Raw genomic sequence first — 12,075 nt, forward strand, 5'->3', positions numbered from 1 at the left:
ACTCGCTGACCAACAGGGCTCATTCAGAGGGAGCGGGTTTCCTCAAGGATGACCCGGCCACCGACCTCGACGGTGCCGTTCGGACCGGGTCGAGTCAGGATCTGAGATCCCCTGCCCTGGGTGATGTCCAGCGCCCGCTGCAGTTCCGCGGTGAGCACGATCGCGGACGCGCCGGTGGCTTCATCCTCGGCGATGGCGTCGCCCCGGCGGGGAAATCCTCTGGTACGCACCCGACCGGCGGCCCGGTCTTGCCACGCCCACGCGTACAGCCACCCGTCACCTGGCGGCGGGCACGGCAATGCGTCGACCTCCTCGGCTGAGGCGTACTGCTGCATGCGCCTGTCGGGCACCCACTGCGAGCGACCCCTGATCCAGGTGAACTCGCCGTCCTGCCAGGTTGGCACCGATCCCGCTGGCGGGTGTAGGAGTTCCGGCCTGGCTCCGAGCCGACTCAGCAACCAGGAGGTGCCCACCAACGGATGACCGGCAAACGGCAGCCGCACGCTCGGCGTGTGGATATCGACGGTTCCTGTGCCGGCATCATCGACGAAGACGGTTTCGCTGAAGCCCAGTCGCGCGGCCACGGCATGGCGGTCCTGCCCAGCGGCCACGGCATGGCCGTCAAGAACAACACCGAGCCGGTTTCCGTACGTGCCGCCGGGACCGCAGAACACACGAAGCACATGCAGATCTGTCACGAGCGATGCTAACCACACCAGGCTTGCTGGGCGGACATCGTGCGCTCATCAGTGCGTTCGGCATCCCCCCGCTCCCTGCTACTCCGTGTGCCACGCGAATCGCGGCTGCCGGTGATCTGAGCCGCAGCCACGTAGCGACAGGCTCAGCGCTGGGAGGTCGCGCCAGACCGCTCGCGCATCACCCCAGGTCAAAGCGTTCCGCGAACGTGCGATACACCGGTGTTCCCGGCAGGTTGTCGCGGATGGCGAACACCACGTGGTCGAAGCGGTCGATCTCCCGCAGCGCGTAGGCGAAGGCGTCGGCGACCGTGGCGGGATCGTTGCGGAACACGCCGCATCCCCACGCGCCCAGCACCAACGTCCGATGTCCGTGCGCGGCCGCGACCTCCAGCACTCGGCGAGCACGCCGGCTCAGCACCGCCGGTACGTCCGCAACGTGTTCGGGCTGGTTGCGGAGGATCGCGCCCATGTTCGGCGCCGCTGCGGTCAAGAACGACGTCGTGTACGGCTGGTCGAGCAGGTTGCCCTTGTCGTCCCGGAAGACCGGCACGTCCGGGGAGAAGATGACGCGGTCGCTGTAGCGCAGGTCCCGCTGTTCGCGGTGGAACGCATAGAACTCCCGGGCAGCAAGGAGACATGGGTACAGCGCCGAGGAGCGGGCGACGCTCTCCTCCTGCGCCTTCGCTCCGCCCAGGAACCCACCACCCGGATTCTTCGCCGAGGCGAACACCAGACAGGCCGCTCCGGGCGCCAGCCGACGAGCTGCCTGCAACGTCGACTCGTACGTCACCTCCACTCTGCCTGCACCGGGCTCCGCGTTTCCCACCGCGGGCACCTCGTCCGGCAGGTAGAGACGAGTGCCGGCGACTGCAGCACGTGCCACCTCGCCGATGCCGACCTCGTCACCGGCACCATTGCGATAGCGACCCGAATCAGCGATTGCAACCGTCTGCCGGGCAATCTCGCGCAGACGACCGCTCACCCGGCGCACTCGTCTGCGCTACGACCCTTGTTCTCCACGAGGAGCAAGCTAGGCAGTCCCGCCTTAACCGGCAACCGGGTTAGTGATGTCCGTCAGCTGAGAAGATTCCCGGGCCTCTGTGACCGCGTCGGCGAGGGCTTCCACTCCGTCGGTGATGGCGCGTTCGGTGAGGGTGGCGTAGCCGAAGATCAGCCCGCCGGGTCCGGTGGGGCTCAGTCGGTACCGGGAGACGCCTTGCACCACCAGTCCGCGTCGGGCGGCGGCAGCCACGACCCGGGCCTCGTCGAGGTCGTGCGGGAGCCAGGTGACGACGTGTTGGCCCGCCGCGACACCGACCGGTTCCAGTTCGGGCAACCGTGCGCGCAGCGCGGCCAGGAGTGCGTCGCGGCGGCGGCGGTAGACCGGGCGCATGCGCCGTAGGTGCCGGTCGAATTCGCCGCGGGTGAGGAAGTCGGCGAAGGTCAGTTGGTCGATGACGGGAGAGCCGCGGTCGGCCCGTACCTTGGCCTCCGTGATGTCGTCGACCAGGTGTGACGGCGCAAGCAGCCACCCGAGGCGCAGCCCCGGTGCCAGGGTTTTGCTCGCCGTGCCGCAGTAGACGACGGTGTCGGGTGCCAGCCCCTGCATGGCGCCGACGGGTGAGCGGTCGTAGCGGTACTCCGCGTCGTAGTCGTCCTCGATCACCACGGCGCCGCGACGCTGCGCCCAGCCGATCACCCGGGCCCGCGCGCTGGCCGACAGGACGCCGCCGGTGGGCCACTGGTGCGAGGGTGTCAGCACGACGGCGTCCGCGTCGGTCTGTTCGAGCTTCTCGACGAGAATGCCGTCTGGCCCGACCGGGACGCCGATCACGTCCAGGCCGACGGCGGCCGCGACGAGGCGTGCGTCGTCGTCAGCGGATGGGTCCTCAACGGCCACTCTGCGGGCGCCGCGCGCCGCGAGCACCTGGAGTATCAGCGCGATCCCTTGGCCGTAACCACTGCAGATCACGACATTATCCGGGCGGGCCGATGTGCCGCGGACACGGTTGAGGTAGTCGCTCAGGGCTGTATGCAGTTCGGGTACGCCACGCCCGTCGAGGTAGGCGAAGCGTTCGTTCGGCGTGGTGGTGAGGATGGTTCGCACCGAACGCAGCCAGGCAGCCCGAGGAAACGACGACACGTCGGTGCGGCCGTACCCGAAGTCGATCCCGACCGCCGGCCGATCCCCGCCGCGCCGACTCGCCGACGGTGGAACCGGATCGACGGCGACCTGGGTGTAGCCGCCCGCCCGACTGGTGAGGTAGCCCTCGGCGACGAGTTGCTGGTAGGCCTCGACCACGACGCCGCGTGAGACTCCCAGATCGGCCGCGATGGTGCGGGTGGGCGGCAGGGACGTCCCGAAACGCAACCGGCCAGCCCGGATGCTGCCCCGGATCGAGGCGGCGATCTGCCGGTGCAGCGGTTCGCCCACAGACCGGTCGACATCGATGAGCAGGTCCTCCGCAGTGCTCGAATTGGTCCTGGTTCGGCCCATGAGATCGGACCTTACCGGGTGTACCGATTTCCATCAGGCTCGGACGTATGACGACAACGACCAGCCCTCGCTTCGACGGCCGCCTCCTCACCCCGGGCAACCCGGGGTACGACGCGGCCCGCACCGTCTGGAACGCCATGATTGACCGCCGCCCGCGGATGATCGTGCAGGCCGCGAGCGTCACCGACGTGATGACCGCGGTGCGCCTGGCCCGCGAACTCGATCTGGAGATCGGGGTACGCTGCGGCGGGCACAACGTGGCCGGCCTCGCCGTCCCGGCGAACGGCCTGATGATCGATCTGACCCCGTTGAACGGCGTTCGGGTCGACCCGATCCGACGACGCGCCCGGGTCCAGGGCGGCGCGCTGCTCGGCGCACTCGACCGGGCGTCGCAGCCACACGGCCTCGCCACGACCGCCGGTAACGTCTCGCACACGGGCGTCGGCGGCCTGACCCTCGGCGGCGGCATGGGCTGGCTCGCCCGCCAACACGGGTTGGCCTGCGACAACGTCGTCTCCTACACGATGGTCACCGCAGACGGGGAAGTGGTGACCGCGAGCCGAACCGACAACCCCGACCTCTACTGGGGCCTACGCGGCGGGGGCGGCAACTTCGGCATCGTCACCGACTTCGACTTCCAACTGCACCACATCGGAACGCAGACCCTGGTCGCCGAGTTCGACTTCCGCGCCGAGGAAGCCGTACCGGTGCTCGAAGGCTGGCGAAACCTCAACGCCGTCGCGCCGCGACAGGCGACCTTCACCGCCGACGTCCACAGCACGGCCAGGGGCCCTGTCGCCACCGTCGGCTTCGTGTGGGTCGGCGACCCGGCACAGGGTCACCGGTTGCTGCCGGCGATGCGCGCGCTCGGGCGACCGGTCGCGGAGCGGGTCACCACCCCGTCATACCTGGACCTCCAGCAACGCGACGACACCGTCGGCGGCCACGCCCACCGCCGGTACTCCAGTGCGCACTACCTGCGGCAGTTCCCCACCGCCGCGGTCGAGGCGTTCCTGCTGCGCGGCGCGGCAGACCTGCACACCGGCGCCCACCTCGCCAACGTCGGGCTACAGGCGCACGGCGGCGCCATCGCCGACGTCGTAGACGCCGACGCCGCGTTCAGCCACCGCGGCACCATGTTCGAGTTCGGTGCCAGCTCCCGCTGGACCGAGCCATCCGAAGACGACATTCGGATGGCAGCGGCTCGCAGTGCCGGAGCCGCGCTCGACCCGTACGCCGACGGCGTCTACGTCAACTCGCTCGCCGCCGACGAGGGGCAACGCGGCGTACGCCGCGCGTACCCGGCCGCCAAGCTCGCCAGGCTCACCGCACTCAAGACGATCTGGGACCCGCACAACGTGTTCCACCTCAACCACAACATCCGGCCCCACAGCCAACAGCGCAGCCGGCTGCTGCCTTGACGGTCAGTCCTCGTCGCTCTTCTTCTTGTCGCTCTTCTTCTTGTCGCGGTCCATAGCCAGGTCGAGCGCGAGGACGCTGCCGATGATGAGCAGCGGGTCGACGCCGGCAGTGACCTGCACGGCGTAGGTGTCCCGGATCGTCAGCCACCTCTTGGAGACCACAGCCACCTCGGTGCCGTCACGTTCGATCACGTACTCGTGGTCGAGCAGGTCGCCCTTCATCTCCAGGTCGTCGGGCCCTGGCACGTCGATGCTGAACTTGTCGCGGAACGGCGTGAGCAGATTCTTGCGGACCTCTGCGGCCTTCTCGCCGCCGATCCTGATCTCGTACGTGGGACGCAGCGCCACCAGGTGCCGGTGCAGCGTGGCGACCTCATGCCCGGAGGCATCCTCGATGATGACCTTGTTGCGGACGCTGAGCACCTTGCCGTCGACGTGGAAGACCTTGGTGCCGTGCTCGTCGAGCACGTCGAAGTCGTCGCCGATCGAGAAGAACCGCTCCCTGATGACAAACATGAACCGATTCTCCCCCACCCCGCCCGGAAGTGCCGGCCGGCCGGGAACGGCCGACCCTTCGGCTCCCCCATCGGGAACAGCATCCCGCTCGCTCTCCGCAGTGGATGGCAATCGAGGCCGTGACCGGGATCGAACCGGCGTACGCGGTTTTGCGGACCGCTCCCTCACCACTCGGGCACACGACCAGGCAGAAGCGCCCGCGGAGGGAATCGAACCCCCGACACCCAGCTCCGGAAGCTGGTGCTCTGTCCCCTGAGCTACGCGGGCATGCGTGGGAGTGGAGAGATTCGAACTCCCTGAGCGCGAACGCACCGGGGTTACAGCCCGGCCCACCTCACCATCGGTGGCGCACTCCCCTGGGGTGACTGGCGGGTACCGACCCCGCGTCCTTCCGGGTCACAACCGGACGCTCTACCACTGAGCTACAGCCACAACTACGGCCCGAAGGCCAGTGCCCGTGGAAGGTGTCGAACCTCCGACCCCCTGGGTGTAAACCAGGTGCTCTTCCGTTGAGCTACACGGGCTTGGCTCTGGCGACAGGGCTCGAACCTGTAGAGGGCTGACTCCCGCCGGATTAACAGTCCGGACCGCTACCAAATTACGGTTTACGCCAGATCGGCAGCGCGGACGGGACTCGAACCCGCACATGTCCCGGGTGAAAGCCGGGCGACTCTTCCATTCGTCCACCGCGCCAGGTGGGTTACGTGCCCCGAGCTGGATTCGAACCAGCGGCCCCCGGTCTGTCGAACCGGTGCTCTCCCGCTGAGCTACCAGGGCGCGAGTAGGGGGCTGGTCGCGGAGTGTGTGCCGCGCTTACGCCTGGCACTCCCTGTGCCAGGGCCAACCCGAACGGACAGGAACGTGGGAGCGGGAGCCGGATTCGAACCAGCGGCCTCTGGGTTATGAGCCCAGCGCGCTTCCATAACTGCGCCATCCCGCAAGTGGGCCGCCAGAGGATCGAACTCTGGACACTCCGATTAAAAGTCGGCAGCTCTACCACTGAGCTAGCGGCCCGAATATAGACGTCCCCCGAGCAGGGCTCGAACCTGCGACGACCCGGTTTAGGAAACCAGCGCTCTATCCGCTGAGCTACCGGGGGGTCTGGTACGCCGCCAGGGACTCGAACCCTGCACTTACTGATTAAGAGTCAGCAGCTCTACCCCATGAGCTAGCGGCGCTCGTTCTTCCAGCCGTGCCCACCCGAAGGTGCGGGCTGTCCGACGGCGGTGGTCGTTAGCGCAGACCACCTCACACTTTTCGATCTCGGCAAGGATGCGCTCCCAGGGAGCGCCAGCACCCACCAGTTCGCTCACCCCGACTTCCTTGTCGCGCTGGTGGTCGAAGTCCAGGACTACGATGTCCGCCTCGCCGCAGTCGACGCAGGGGTGCTCGCGCAGGTACTCGATAACGCGAGCGGTCGCCTCGGCCTTCGCCTGTCGCCGCCGCTCGGCCCGGCTCGGGTTGTGCCGGTCCTTCGTGAGCGTGTAGTAGGTCGCGTTGTACTGCTTCTTGCAGCTCTTGCAGTAGGTCGTTCGGCCATCGGCCCGCCTACGGTTCAACGCGAAGTCAGTGAGCGACTTAACCTGCTGGCACTTCGAGCAGCGCTTCTCCACGGCTCAATTGTCTACTAATAGTCTGACAACAAGAGCCACGCTGCGTGGCGGAAGGTAAAGGAGTTGAACCCTCGGGCTTTCGCCCGGTGCCGGTTTTCGAGACCGGTTGCGGACGTGTTCCGCACTACCCTCCATGCGTCGGGTACGGGCGATTCGAACTCCCCTCCTCCGGCTCCCGAAGCCGGCGCTCCACCAAGTTGAGCTAGTACCCGTTGAGTCGGGATAGCCGGATTCGAACCGGCGGCTTCCGGTCCCCCAGACCGGAGCGCTACCTGACTGCGCCATATCCCGAAAGAGCCCCCGACTGGAATCGAACCAGCGACACCGAGATCCGTAATCTCGTGCTCTATCCACTGAGCTACGGGGGCATGTACTGCGGCGAGGGAAGCCGACCGGTACGCCGGGTTCTGTCCCACCCCGACAGGGTGGGGGCGACCATCCATCTCGGCCTACCGTCGCCGGGCAGGCTCTAGCGGCCAACCCGCACGCATCAGGCGGGCCGCCCGCGTGCTGTTCGGCCTTGCTCCGGGTGGGGTTTACCGTGCCGCCCCCGTCACCGAGGACGCGGTGGGCTCTTACCCCACCGTTTCACCCTTACCGGCGGTCGTGCTGCGGGCGGTCTGTTCTCTGTGGCACTGTCCCGCGGCTTTCGCCGGGTTCCCGTTAGGAACCACCTTGCCCTGCGGAGCCCGTACGTTCCTCGGCGGCCTGGTGGCCGACGCGGTCGCCTGGCTGGCATTCTCGCTGCGTGCCGACGGGAGGAATCGAACCTCCGGCCCCGAGTTATCAGCTCGGTGCTCTAACCGCTGAGCTACGACGGCTTGGCGAAGGGTGAGGGATTCGAACCCCCGGCGGTGTGACCCGCTCCGCGCTAGCAACGCGGCGCCATCGACCAGACTCGGCCAACCCTTCATGCGCGCTGACGACGGGACTCGAACCCGCGATCCCCTCGCTGACAACGAGGTGCCTTAGCCGCTTGGCCACGCCAGCATGGTCCCGGCCGAGGCCGGGGGAGTGGAGACGAGGGGAGTCGAACCCCTGACCTTCTGAGTGCGAAACAGATGCCCTACCAACTGGGCCACGTCCCCATGGTGTTGCGTGCGCTCGGGGAGAGTCGAACTCCCATGCCTTTCGGCACACGGGTCTGAGCCGTGCGTGTCTACCAGGTTCCACCACGAGCGCGTGATGTGCGTGCCGACGCCCGGTGTCGAACCGGGGGCCTCTCCGTTATGAGCGGAGCGCTCTGACCACCTGAGCTACGTCGGCGAGAGAGCCAGCGACGGCAGGCGGACCCGCATCCTCGCCCTTACGAGGGGCCCGCTCTGCCCTGGTGAGCTTCGCTGGCGTGGAGCCGGCGGCCGCACTCGAACCGGCTGCCTCCGAGTTAGAAGGTCGGTGCTCTGGCCCGGTGAGCTACGCCGGCTTGGTGCCCTCGACACGAGTCGAACGTGCAACTACGGCCGCCTCACGACCGCGCCTCTTCCATTGGGCTACGAGGGCATGTTCGCGGCAGGGTCCCTTCCGGTTCGCCGGCGCCGATGGGTGCACCCTGTGCCGACCCGCTTACGCGCCCTGCCGTGGCTCCCAGGCCAGGATTCGAACCCAGCTCCCCGCATCCAGAGTGCGGTGTCTTACCGAATAGACGACCCGGGAATCGTGGCCGGCGAGCCGCGGACTCGCCGGCCGGTGATCAGCGCTGCACGTGTCGGACGAGGCGCAGGACCTTGGGTATCGGGAAGACGCCGATGAGCCGGTCGGGCTCGGCTTCGTGGATCTCGGTGACCTGGCGCATGAGCATCCGGATCGCGTGTTTGATCGGGACCGGGTGCAGCGGTCCCAGGTCGGCGTTGAGGACGAGAACGGCGTCCACCGGGCCCTCCTTCTCTCGTGGGCGGTGGTGCTTGGAGCCGCCGGCCGGAGTCGAACCGGCGACCTGCTGAGTGCCCCGAGCGGGATTCGAACCCGCACTGTGCGCAGTTTGAGTGCGCCGCCTCCTACCAGTTGGGCTACCGGGGCAGGCTTCCGCAGGTTGCGGCATCGTCCACTGGGGGCAGTCGAGTTCCGGATCTGCAACCCCAGCGGCGACTTTTCCCGCTGGTCGAGTGTTGCTCCGGGAGCAGGAATCGAACCTGCGTTTGTACCGGGATCCAAAGTCCCGTCGCCCTTGCCAGCAGAGCACCCCGGAATGGTTGAGCGGTCGGCGGGCACCGACCCCGCTTCTTCGGTTTGGAAGACCGACGTGTCCGCCAAGTTCACCACGACCGCACGGCATTTTGCTTGCGCAGGCCGTACGGGGCTCGAACCCGTAACCTCCTGGCTGAGAACCAGGTGAGCTGCCAGCTTGCTCCAACGGCCCATGGAGCCGGCGGGAATCGCGGTCGCAGCCCACGATCGCCGCCAACGTGCCCTCCCCCGGAGCCCTCGGGGACTTCGCTCCCGTGCGCCACCAGTTACGCCAGGAGGCATGGATGCGTGGAGAAGAAGGGACTCGAACCCTCGACCTCCGGTCTGCCGAACCGGCGCTCTCCCAGCTGAGCTACAACCCCATGGTCCGGGACCGGGGTGTCGAACCCCGTGTCTCTCGCTCCCAAAGCGAGCGGGTCAGCCGTCTCCCTCGTCCCGGAGGTAATGCCCCCGGCCGGCCCCGCGCAGGCGCCGGCCGGGGTTTTGCTCATGCCATCCACTGTGAAGTTGAGAATCTGCAACGCCGCCGGCCGCAGCCGGGACGAAAAGCAGGGGCGGCAGGACTCGAACCTGCGACCTTCGGTTTTGGAGACCGGTGCTCTACCAGTTGAGCTACGCCCCTATGAAGTTGTTCAGTAACGAGAAAGCCGCCCTGTCCCTGTCGGGGTGGGCGGCTTCGCAGCTTGCGCTGGCGCTATTCGCGCCGCCACCCCGGCTTCCAGTTCTGCTCACTCGCGCACAGATCGTGGGCTCGCGCAATCGAGGGCAGCACGTCACCGCCGCGCGGCATGAGCCGCGTGGTTTCGGTGTAGGCGTACTGCAACACGGGGAACTCCTTGGGTTGGTCGGGACGGCCTTGCTCATTCAAGGTAAGCGTTGTGCCGATCGGATGGCAATGGATATTCCGACGGACCGGCTTCGAAGCCTGGCGGGCTCAGACGATCCCCGGTTTGATGTTGCCCTGCCGTAGCGGTCGGCATGCTGGAGGCCGGCCGCACCTCAAGATCAGGTTCTGTCGCGGTGACGGCGGGCTTCGATGTCGCGCAGCACATCCGGGTCCCATTGGCCGGCGTTCCAGTCGTCGCTGGTCGGAGTGGGCGACAGCGGCCACGCCGGGTCCTGCCTGGCGACCGGCGAGTAGTGTCCGGCGACGACTCTGTTGACGTGGGCGATCAGCCGCAGGACCCGCTTCCGGCTGTGCAGCACGCCCCCGATCAGTGCGGCGGCTCCGAGGGTGCGCAGGGCCGCTTGGCCGAACAGGACGGCAGGGGCGGCTCGGTCGGTGGCCAGCCAGGCGATTGCCGCACTGCAGACGACGCAGGCGGGGAAGACGCGCATGCCCCAGTGGCGGCTGTACGAGCGGCCCGATGAGCCGTGCGCCTCGGCGAGCTGGCGCGTGCCGCGTCCCCAGATCAGCCCGCTGACAGCCAGGCCGATGATGGCGACGAACAGGGTCAGGTTGGCCAGGACGAAACCGACCGCTGCGCCGGTGCCGGACGGGGACAGCGGCCGGGCCCGGGCGCTCGGGATGCTGCCGAGGACGGCCGCGGCGATCGCGGCCAGCGCAAAGAGGATGGCGAACCCGACGACGAACCAGGTCGCGACGTCCCAACCTGCTGTCCGAGGGGCGGGCGGCGGTGTCGAGGACCGGCACGTGTGGCCTTGGCCGGGATGCTCGAGACTGGCGCCGCATTTCATGCAGTGCAGAGTGTGCTCCTGAGCGGCCAGGCCGAGCATGGGCGGAGTAGACGGCGAGAACCGCGCTCCGCTCGACGGAGTCGAGCTCGGAGTCGTCGATGCGCTGCCAGTTCGCTTGCCGAGCGTGGCAGGCTTCTACGTCGGCCCACCGGCGGACAGTGTCGCCGATCAGCGGGCCTGGGCAAGCAGGACCTCGATCATCGTTTGAGGTTCGATGGTGATTGGTCGGTCGCTGACCTGCCCGTCGCCGAGTTCGATGACCCGCCACACGCCGTCCGCGCGCAGAGCGAGGTCCACGGTGACGAAAGGAAGGCCGAGCCCGCCGATCAACGGTGCGACCGGGGCCAGGTCGACCTCGGCCGGCGCCGAGTCGTTCGGGCTGTCGGGATGCGCTCCGATCAGAACGCACGCGCCATCGATCCACCACGTGCGCACCTCGGTCGAGGCGAACCGCTCGAAGCGCCGCAGCACGAGCCCGCCCACGAAGTCGTCGTCGCGCAGTTCCAGAAACCGCGACGCCACGCCCCACGCGGCCGCGCCGTCCTCAAGGTCGGGGATGAACGCGGCCGCGTCCCAGTAGTGCTTCATCGACTTGCTGTAGTCACGCAGCACCGCTGGTCCCGCGCCAAGCTCGGCACGCGCGCGGTCGAAGTCCGCCCGCTCGGAGCCCGTGGTCCACACCGACGGCGGGGTCACGGGAGCCAGAGCTGCATACCAGCCAGGCAGCTCATGCGCCCGCTGGTACTGCTCAGCACCGGTCCGCAGCACCACACCACGCTCAGCGAGCGTCTCAGCGAACACGGCGTACTGCTCGCTACGTAGCATCCAGCCGCGGTACACAGCCGGACCGCTGCGCGAGACCGAGGCGACCGCGCGGCGCACGTCTCCGCCCCGTGCCAACACGTCGTGGTCGACCACCGCCACATCCATCCCGGCAGCACGTGCAGCCCGCGCCTCCGCGGCGAAGTGCTCGTCCGGGTGGCGCGGCCGAAGAGGGTCCGCGGGCACCAACAAGATCACGCCTGCATCATGCCCCAAGCGTCCATGGCCTACGACTCTCGCGTGCGGTTACGGCGGTGGTGGACGAGCAGCGTGACCGCGCAGAGCACCGCCACCAGGCCGAAAGCCGAGCTGATCCACGGGTTGTCCGCCGCGGTCGACAGCACCACGTTGGCCGCAGCGCTGATGAAGAGCACCAGCCACAGCAGCGGGCGTAGCAGGCCGCCCGGCTTCTTTGGTGCGGCGACCGGGGCGTCGGTGATGCGGTACGGATCGGTCATGACTGCCTCCTTGAGCGAACGTTCCTCGATGCCGTCAACGCTAGGCGCGGGGTGTGGCGGGGACGATCCCGCCAGCTCGACGATGGTGGTACAGCAGGCTGTACCTTCCGCGCCGAGCGTTGCCGGGCGCGGCCCGTGGTGGCCTATGTTGGCGGGGGAGGTGGGTCG

Annotated in this window: 9 protein-coding genes, 33 tRNA genes, 1 other RNA gene and 1 pseudogene; 1 reads left to right on the plus strand and 43 read right to left on the minus strand. The window is 68.1% G+C overall.

Annotation, left to right across the window (positions count from 1 at the left end):
- Nucleotides 1-23 precede the first annotated feature (23 nt).
- The 3 genes from CLT68_RS26855 to pdxR all read right to left on the minus strand — a co-directional run bounded on the left by CLT68_RS26855 (nt 24) and on the right by pdxR (nt 3,195).
- Nucleotides 24-698, minus strand: coding sequence for a PhzF family phenazine biosynthesis protein (locus tag CLT68_RS26855; RefSeq protein ID WP_099855113.1), 675 nt, complete (start codon nt 696-698; stop codon nt 24-26).
- 178 nt (nt 699-876) lie between these two features.
- Nucleotides 877-1,680 carry a TIGR02452 family protein gene (locus CLT68_RS26860; RefSeq protein WP_099855115.1) on the minus strand — a complete coding sequence of 268 codons (804 nt, stop codon included), beginning with the start codon at nt 1,678-1,680 and terminating at the stop codon, nt 877-879.
- A gap of 63 nt (nt 1,681-1,743) precedes the next feature.
- Complete coding sequence (pdxR, locus tag CLT68_RS26865) at nt 1,744-3,195, minus strand: MocR-like pyridoxine biosynthesis transcription factor PdxR (protein ID WP_099855117.1); 1,452 nt, start codon at nt 3,193-3,195, stop codon at nt 1,744-1,746.
- 47 nt (nt 3,196-3,242) lie between these two features.
- Between pdxR and CLT68_RS26870 the strand changes: the two genes are divergently transcribed.
- Nucleotides 3,243-4,616, plus strand: coding sequence for an FAD-binding oxidoreductase (locus CLT68_RS26870; protein ID WP_099855118.1), 1,374 nt, complete (start codon nt 3,243-3,245; stop codon nt 4,614-4,616).
- A gap of 3 nt (nt 4,617-4,619) precedes the next feature.
- Here the strand turns inward: CLT68_RS26870 and CLT68_RS26875 are convergent, their stop codons facing one another.
- The 40 genes and pseudogenes from CLT68_RS26875 to CLT68_RS27040 form a co-directional block, all read right to left on the minus strand.
- Nucleotides 4,620-5,132, minus strand: coding sequence for an LURP-one-related family protein (locus tag CLT68_RS26875; RefSeq protein WP_099857697.1), 513 nt, complete (start codon nt 5,130-5,132; stop codon nt 4,620-4,622).
- Between the two features lie 114 nt (nt 5,133-5,246).
- Nucleotides 5,247-5,317 (minus strand) — tRNA-Cys (locus tag CLT68_RS26880).
- Between the two features lie 9 nt (nt 5,318-5,326).
- Nucleotides 5,327-5,399: transfer RNA gene (locus CLT68_RS26885), tRNA-Arg, on the minus strand.
- A gap of 5 nt (nt 5,400-5,404) precedes the next feature.
- Nucleotides 5,405-5,488: transfer RNA gene (locus CLT68_RS32920), tRNA-Tyr, on the minus strand.
- Nucleotide 5,489: 1 nt separating this feature from the next.
- Nucleotides 5,490-5,564: transfer RNA gene (locus tag CLT68_RS26890), tRNA-His, on the minus strand.
- 20 nt (nt 5,565-5,584) lie between these two features.
- Nucleotides 5,585-5,656, minus strand: a tRNA-Val gene (locus CLT68_RS26895).
- 1 nt (nt 5,657) lies between these two features.
- Nucleotides 5,658-5,747, minus strand: a tRNA-Asn gene (locus tag CLT68_RS26900).
- Between the two features lie 4 nt (nt 5,748-5,751).
- Nucleotides 5,752-5,825, minus strand: a tRNA-Glu gene (locus CLT68_RS26905).
- 12 nt (nt 5,826-5,837) lie between these two features.
- Nucleotides 5,838-5,909: transfer RNA gene (locus CLT68_RS26910), tRNA-Val, on the minus strand.
- An 85-nt stretch (nt 5,910-5,994) separates the two neighbouring features.
- Nucleotides 5,995-6,072: transfer RNA gene (locus CLT68_RS26915), tRNA-Met, on the minus strand.
- Nucleotides 6,073-6,074: 2 nt separating this feature from the next.
- A tRNA-Lys gene (locus tag CLT68_RS26920) sits at nt 6,075-6,146 on the minus strand.
- An 11-nt stretch (nt 6,147-6,157) separates the two neighbouring features.
- Nucleotides 6,158-6,231: transfer RNA gene (locus CLT68_RS26925), tRNA-Arg, on the minus strand.
- Between the two features lie 3 nt (nt 6,232-6,234).
- Nucleotides 6,235-6,310, minus strand: a tRNA-Lys gene (locus CLT68_RS26930).
- Nucleotides 6,311-6,790: 480 nt separating this feature from the next.
- Nucleotides 6,791-6,878: transfer RNA gene (locus CLT68_RS32925), tRNA-OTHER, on the minus strand.
- Between the two features lie 5 nt (nt 6,879-6,883).
- Nucleotides 6,884-6,957, minus strand: a tRNA-Pro gene (locus CLT68_RS26935).
- 5 nt (nt 6,958-6,962) lie between these two features.
- A tRNA-Pro gene (locus CLT68_RS26940) sits at nt 6,963-7,036 on the minus strand.
- Between the two features lie 4 nt (nt 7,037-7,040).
- Nucleotides 7,041-7,113 (minus strand) — tRNA-Arg (locus tag CLT68_RS26945).
- A gap of 12 nt (nt 7,114-7,125) precedes the next feature.
- Nucleotides 7,126-7,485: RNase P RNA component class A (gene rnpB, locus CLT68_RS26950), an RNA gene on the minus strand.
- Nucleotides 7,486-7,494: 9 nt separating this feature from the next.
- A tRNA-Ile gene (locus CLT68_RS26955) sits at nt 7,495-7,566 on the minus strand.
- Between the two features lies 1 nt (nt 7,567).
- Nucleotides 7,568-7,657, minus strand: a tRNA-Ser gene (locus CLT68_RS26960).
- Nucleotides 7,658-7,662: 5 nt separating this feature from the next.
- A tRNA-Asp gene (locus CLT68_RS26965) sits at nt 7,663-7,735 on the minus strand.
- 25 nt (nt 7,736-7,760) lie between these two features.
- Nucleotides 7,761-7,833: transfer RNA gene (locus CLT68_RS26970), tRNA-Ala, on the minus strand.
- Nucleotides 7,834-7,844: 11 nt separating this feature from the next.
- Nucleotides 7,845-7,927, minus strand: a tRNA-Leu gene (locus CLT68_RS26975).
- 10 nt (nt 7,928-7,937) lie between these two features.
- Nucleotides 7,938-8,011: transfer RNA gene (locus tag CLT68_RS26980), tRNA-Met, on the minus strand.
- A 5-nt stretch (nt 8,012-8,016) separates the two neighbouring features.
- A tRNA-Thr gene (locus tag CLT68_RS32930) sits at nt 8,017-8,090 on the minus strand.
- 1 nt (nt 8,091) lies between these two features.
- Nucleotides 8,092-8,168: transfer RNA gene (locus tag CLT68_RS26985), tRNA-Arg, on the minus strand.
- A 1-nt stretch (nt 8,169) separates the two neighbouring features.
- Nucleotides 8,170-8,245 (minus strand) — tRNA-Leu (locus CLT68_RS26990).
- Nucleotides 8,246-8,323: 78 nt separating this feature from the next.
- A tRNA-Gln gene (locus CLT68_RS26995) sits at nt 8,324-8,398 on the minus strand.
- A gap of 46 nt (nt 8,399-8,444) precedes the next feature.
- A pseudogene (locus CLT68_RS27000) lies at nt 8,445-8,615 on the minus strand (HNH endonuclease); the annotation flags it as partial.
- Between the two features lie 71 nt (nt 8,616-8,686).
- Nucleotides 8,687-8,761, minus strand: a tRNA-Leu gene (locus CLT68_RS27005).
- 92 nt (nt 8,762-8,853) lie between these two features.
- Nucleotides 8,854-8,930: transfer RNA gene (locus CLT68_RS27010), tRNA-Gln, on the minus strand.
- A gap of 7 nt (nt 8,931-8,937) precedes the next feature.
- Nucleotides 8,938-9,010 (minus strand) — tRNA-Gly (locus tag CLT68_RS32935).
- Between the two features lie 17 nt (nt 9,011-9,027).
- Nucleotides 9,028-9,101 (minus strand) — tRNA-Glu (locus CLT68_RS27015).
- Between the two features lie 117 nt (nt 9,102-9,218).
- Nucleotides 9,219-9,291 (minus strand) — tRNA-Ala (locus CLT68_RS27020).
- Between the two features lies 1 nt (nt 9,292).
- Nucleotides 9,293-9,368: transfer RNA gene (locus CLT68_RS32940), tRNA-Pro, on the minus strand.
- 110 nt (nt 9,369-9,478) lie between these two features.
- Nucleotides 9,479-9,551, minus strand: a tRNA-Trp gene (locus CLT68_RS27025).
- Nucleotides 9,552-9,623: 72 nt separating this feature from the next.
- Entirely contained in the window at nt 9,624-9,755 is a 132-nt protein-coding gene (locus CLT68_RS33980) for a hypothetical protein (protein WP_396681210.1), read from the minus strand.
- 179 nt (nt 9,756-9,934) lie between these two features.
- On the minus strand, nt 9,935-10,666 hold the full coding sequence (locus CLT68_RS27030; RefSeq protein ID WP_486482337.1) for a hypothetical protein: 732 nt from the start codon (nt 10,664-10,666) through the stop codon (nt 9,935-9,937).
- Nucleotides 10,667-10,795: 129 nt separating this feature from the next.
- A complete protein-coding gene (locus tag CLT68_RS27035; protein ID WP_099855120.1) occupies nt 10,796-11,647 on the minus strand; it encodes an ATP-grasp domain-containing protein in 852 nt (283 codons plus the stop codon).
- Between the two features lie 29 nt (nt 11,648-11,676).
- On the minus strand, nt 11,677-11,907 hold the full coding sequence (locus CLT68_RS27040; RefSeq protein WP_088949025.1) for a hypothetical protein: 231 nt from the start codon (nt 11,905-11,907) through the stop codon (nt 11,677-11,679).
- Nucleotides 11,908-12,075 lie beyond the last annotated feature (168 nt).

The sequence above is a fragment of the Micromonospora sp. CNZ299 genome, assembly GCF_002754415.1.

Coding starts and splice junctions, on each gene's coding strand:
- pdxR (WP_099855117.1), bottom strand. CDS start 3,195: ATGGGCCGAACCAGGACCAATTCGAGCACTGCGGAGGACCTGCTCATC.
- CLT68_RS26870 (WP_099855118.1), top strand. CDS start 3,243: ATGACGACAACGACCAGCCCTCGCTTCGACGGCCGCCTCCTCACCCCG.
- CLT68_RS26875 (WP_099857697.1), bottom strand. CDS start 5,132: ATGTTTGTCATCAGGGAGCGGTTCTTCTCGATCGGCGACGACTTCGAC.
- CLT68_RS27030 (WP_486482337.1), bottom strand. CDS start 10,666: ATGCTCGGCCTGGCCGCTCAGGAGCACACTCTGCACTGCATGAAATGC.
- CLT68_RS27040 (WP_088949025.1), bottom strand. CDS start 11,907: ATGACCGATCCGTACCGCATCACCGACGCCCCGGTCGCCGCACCAAAG.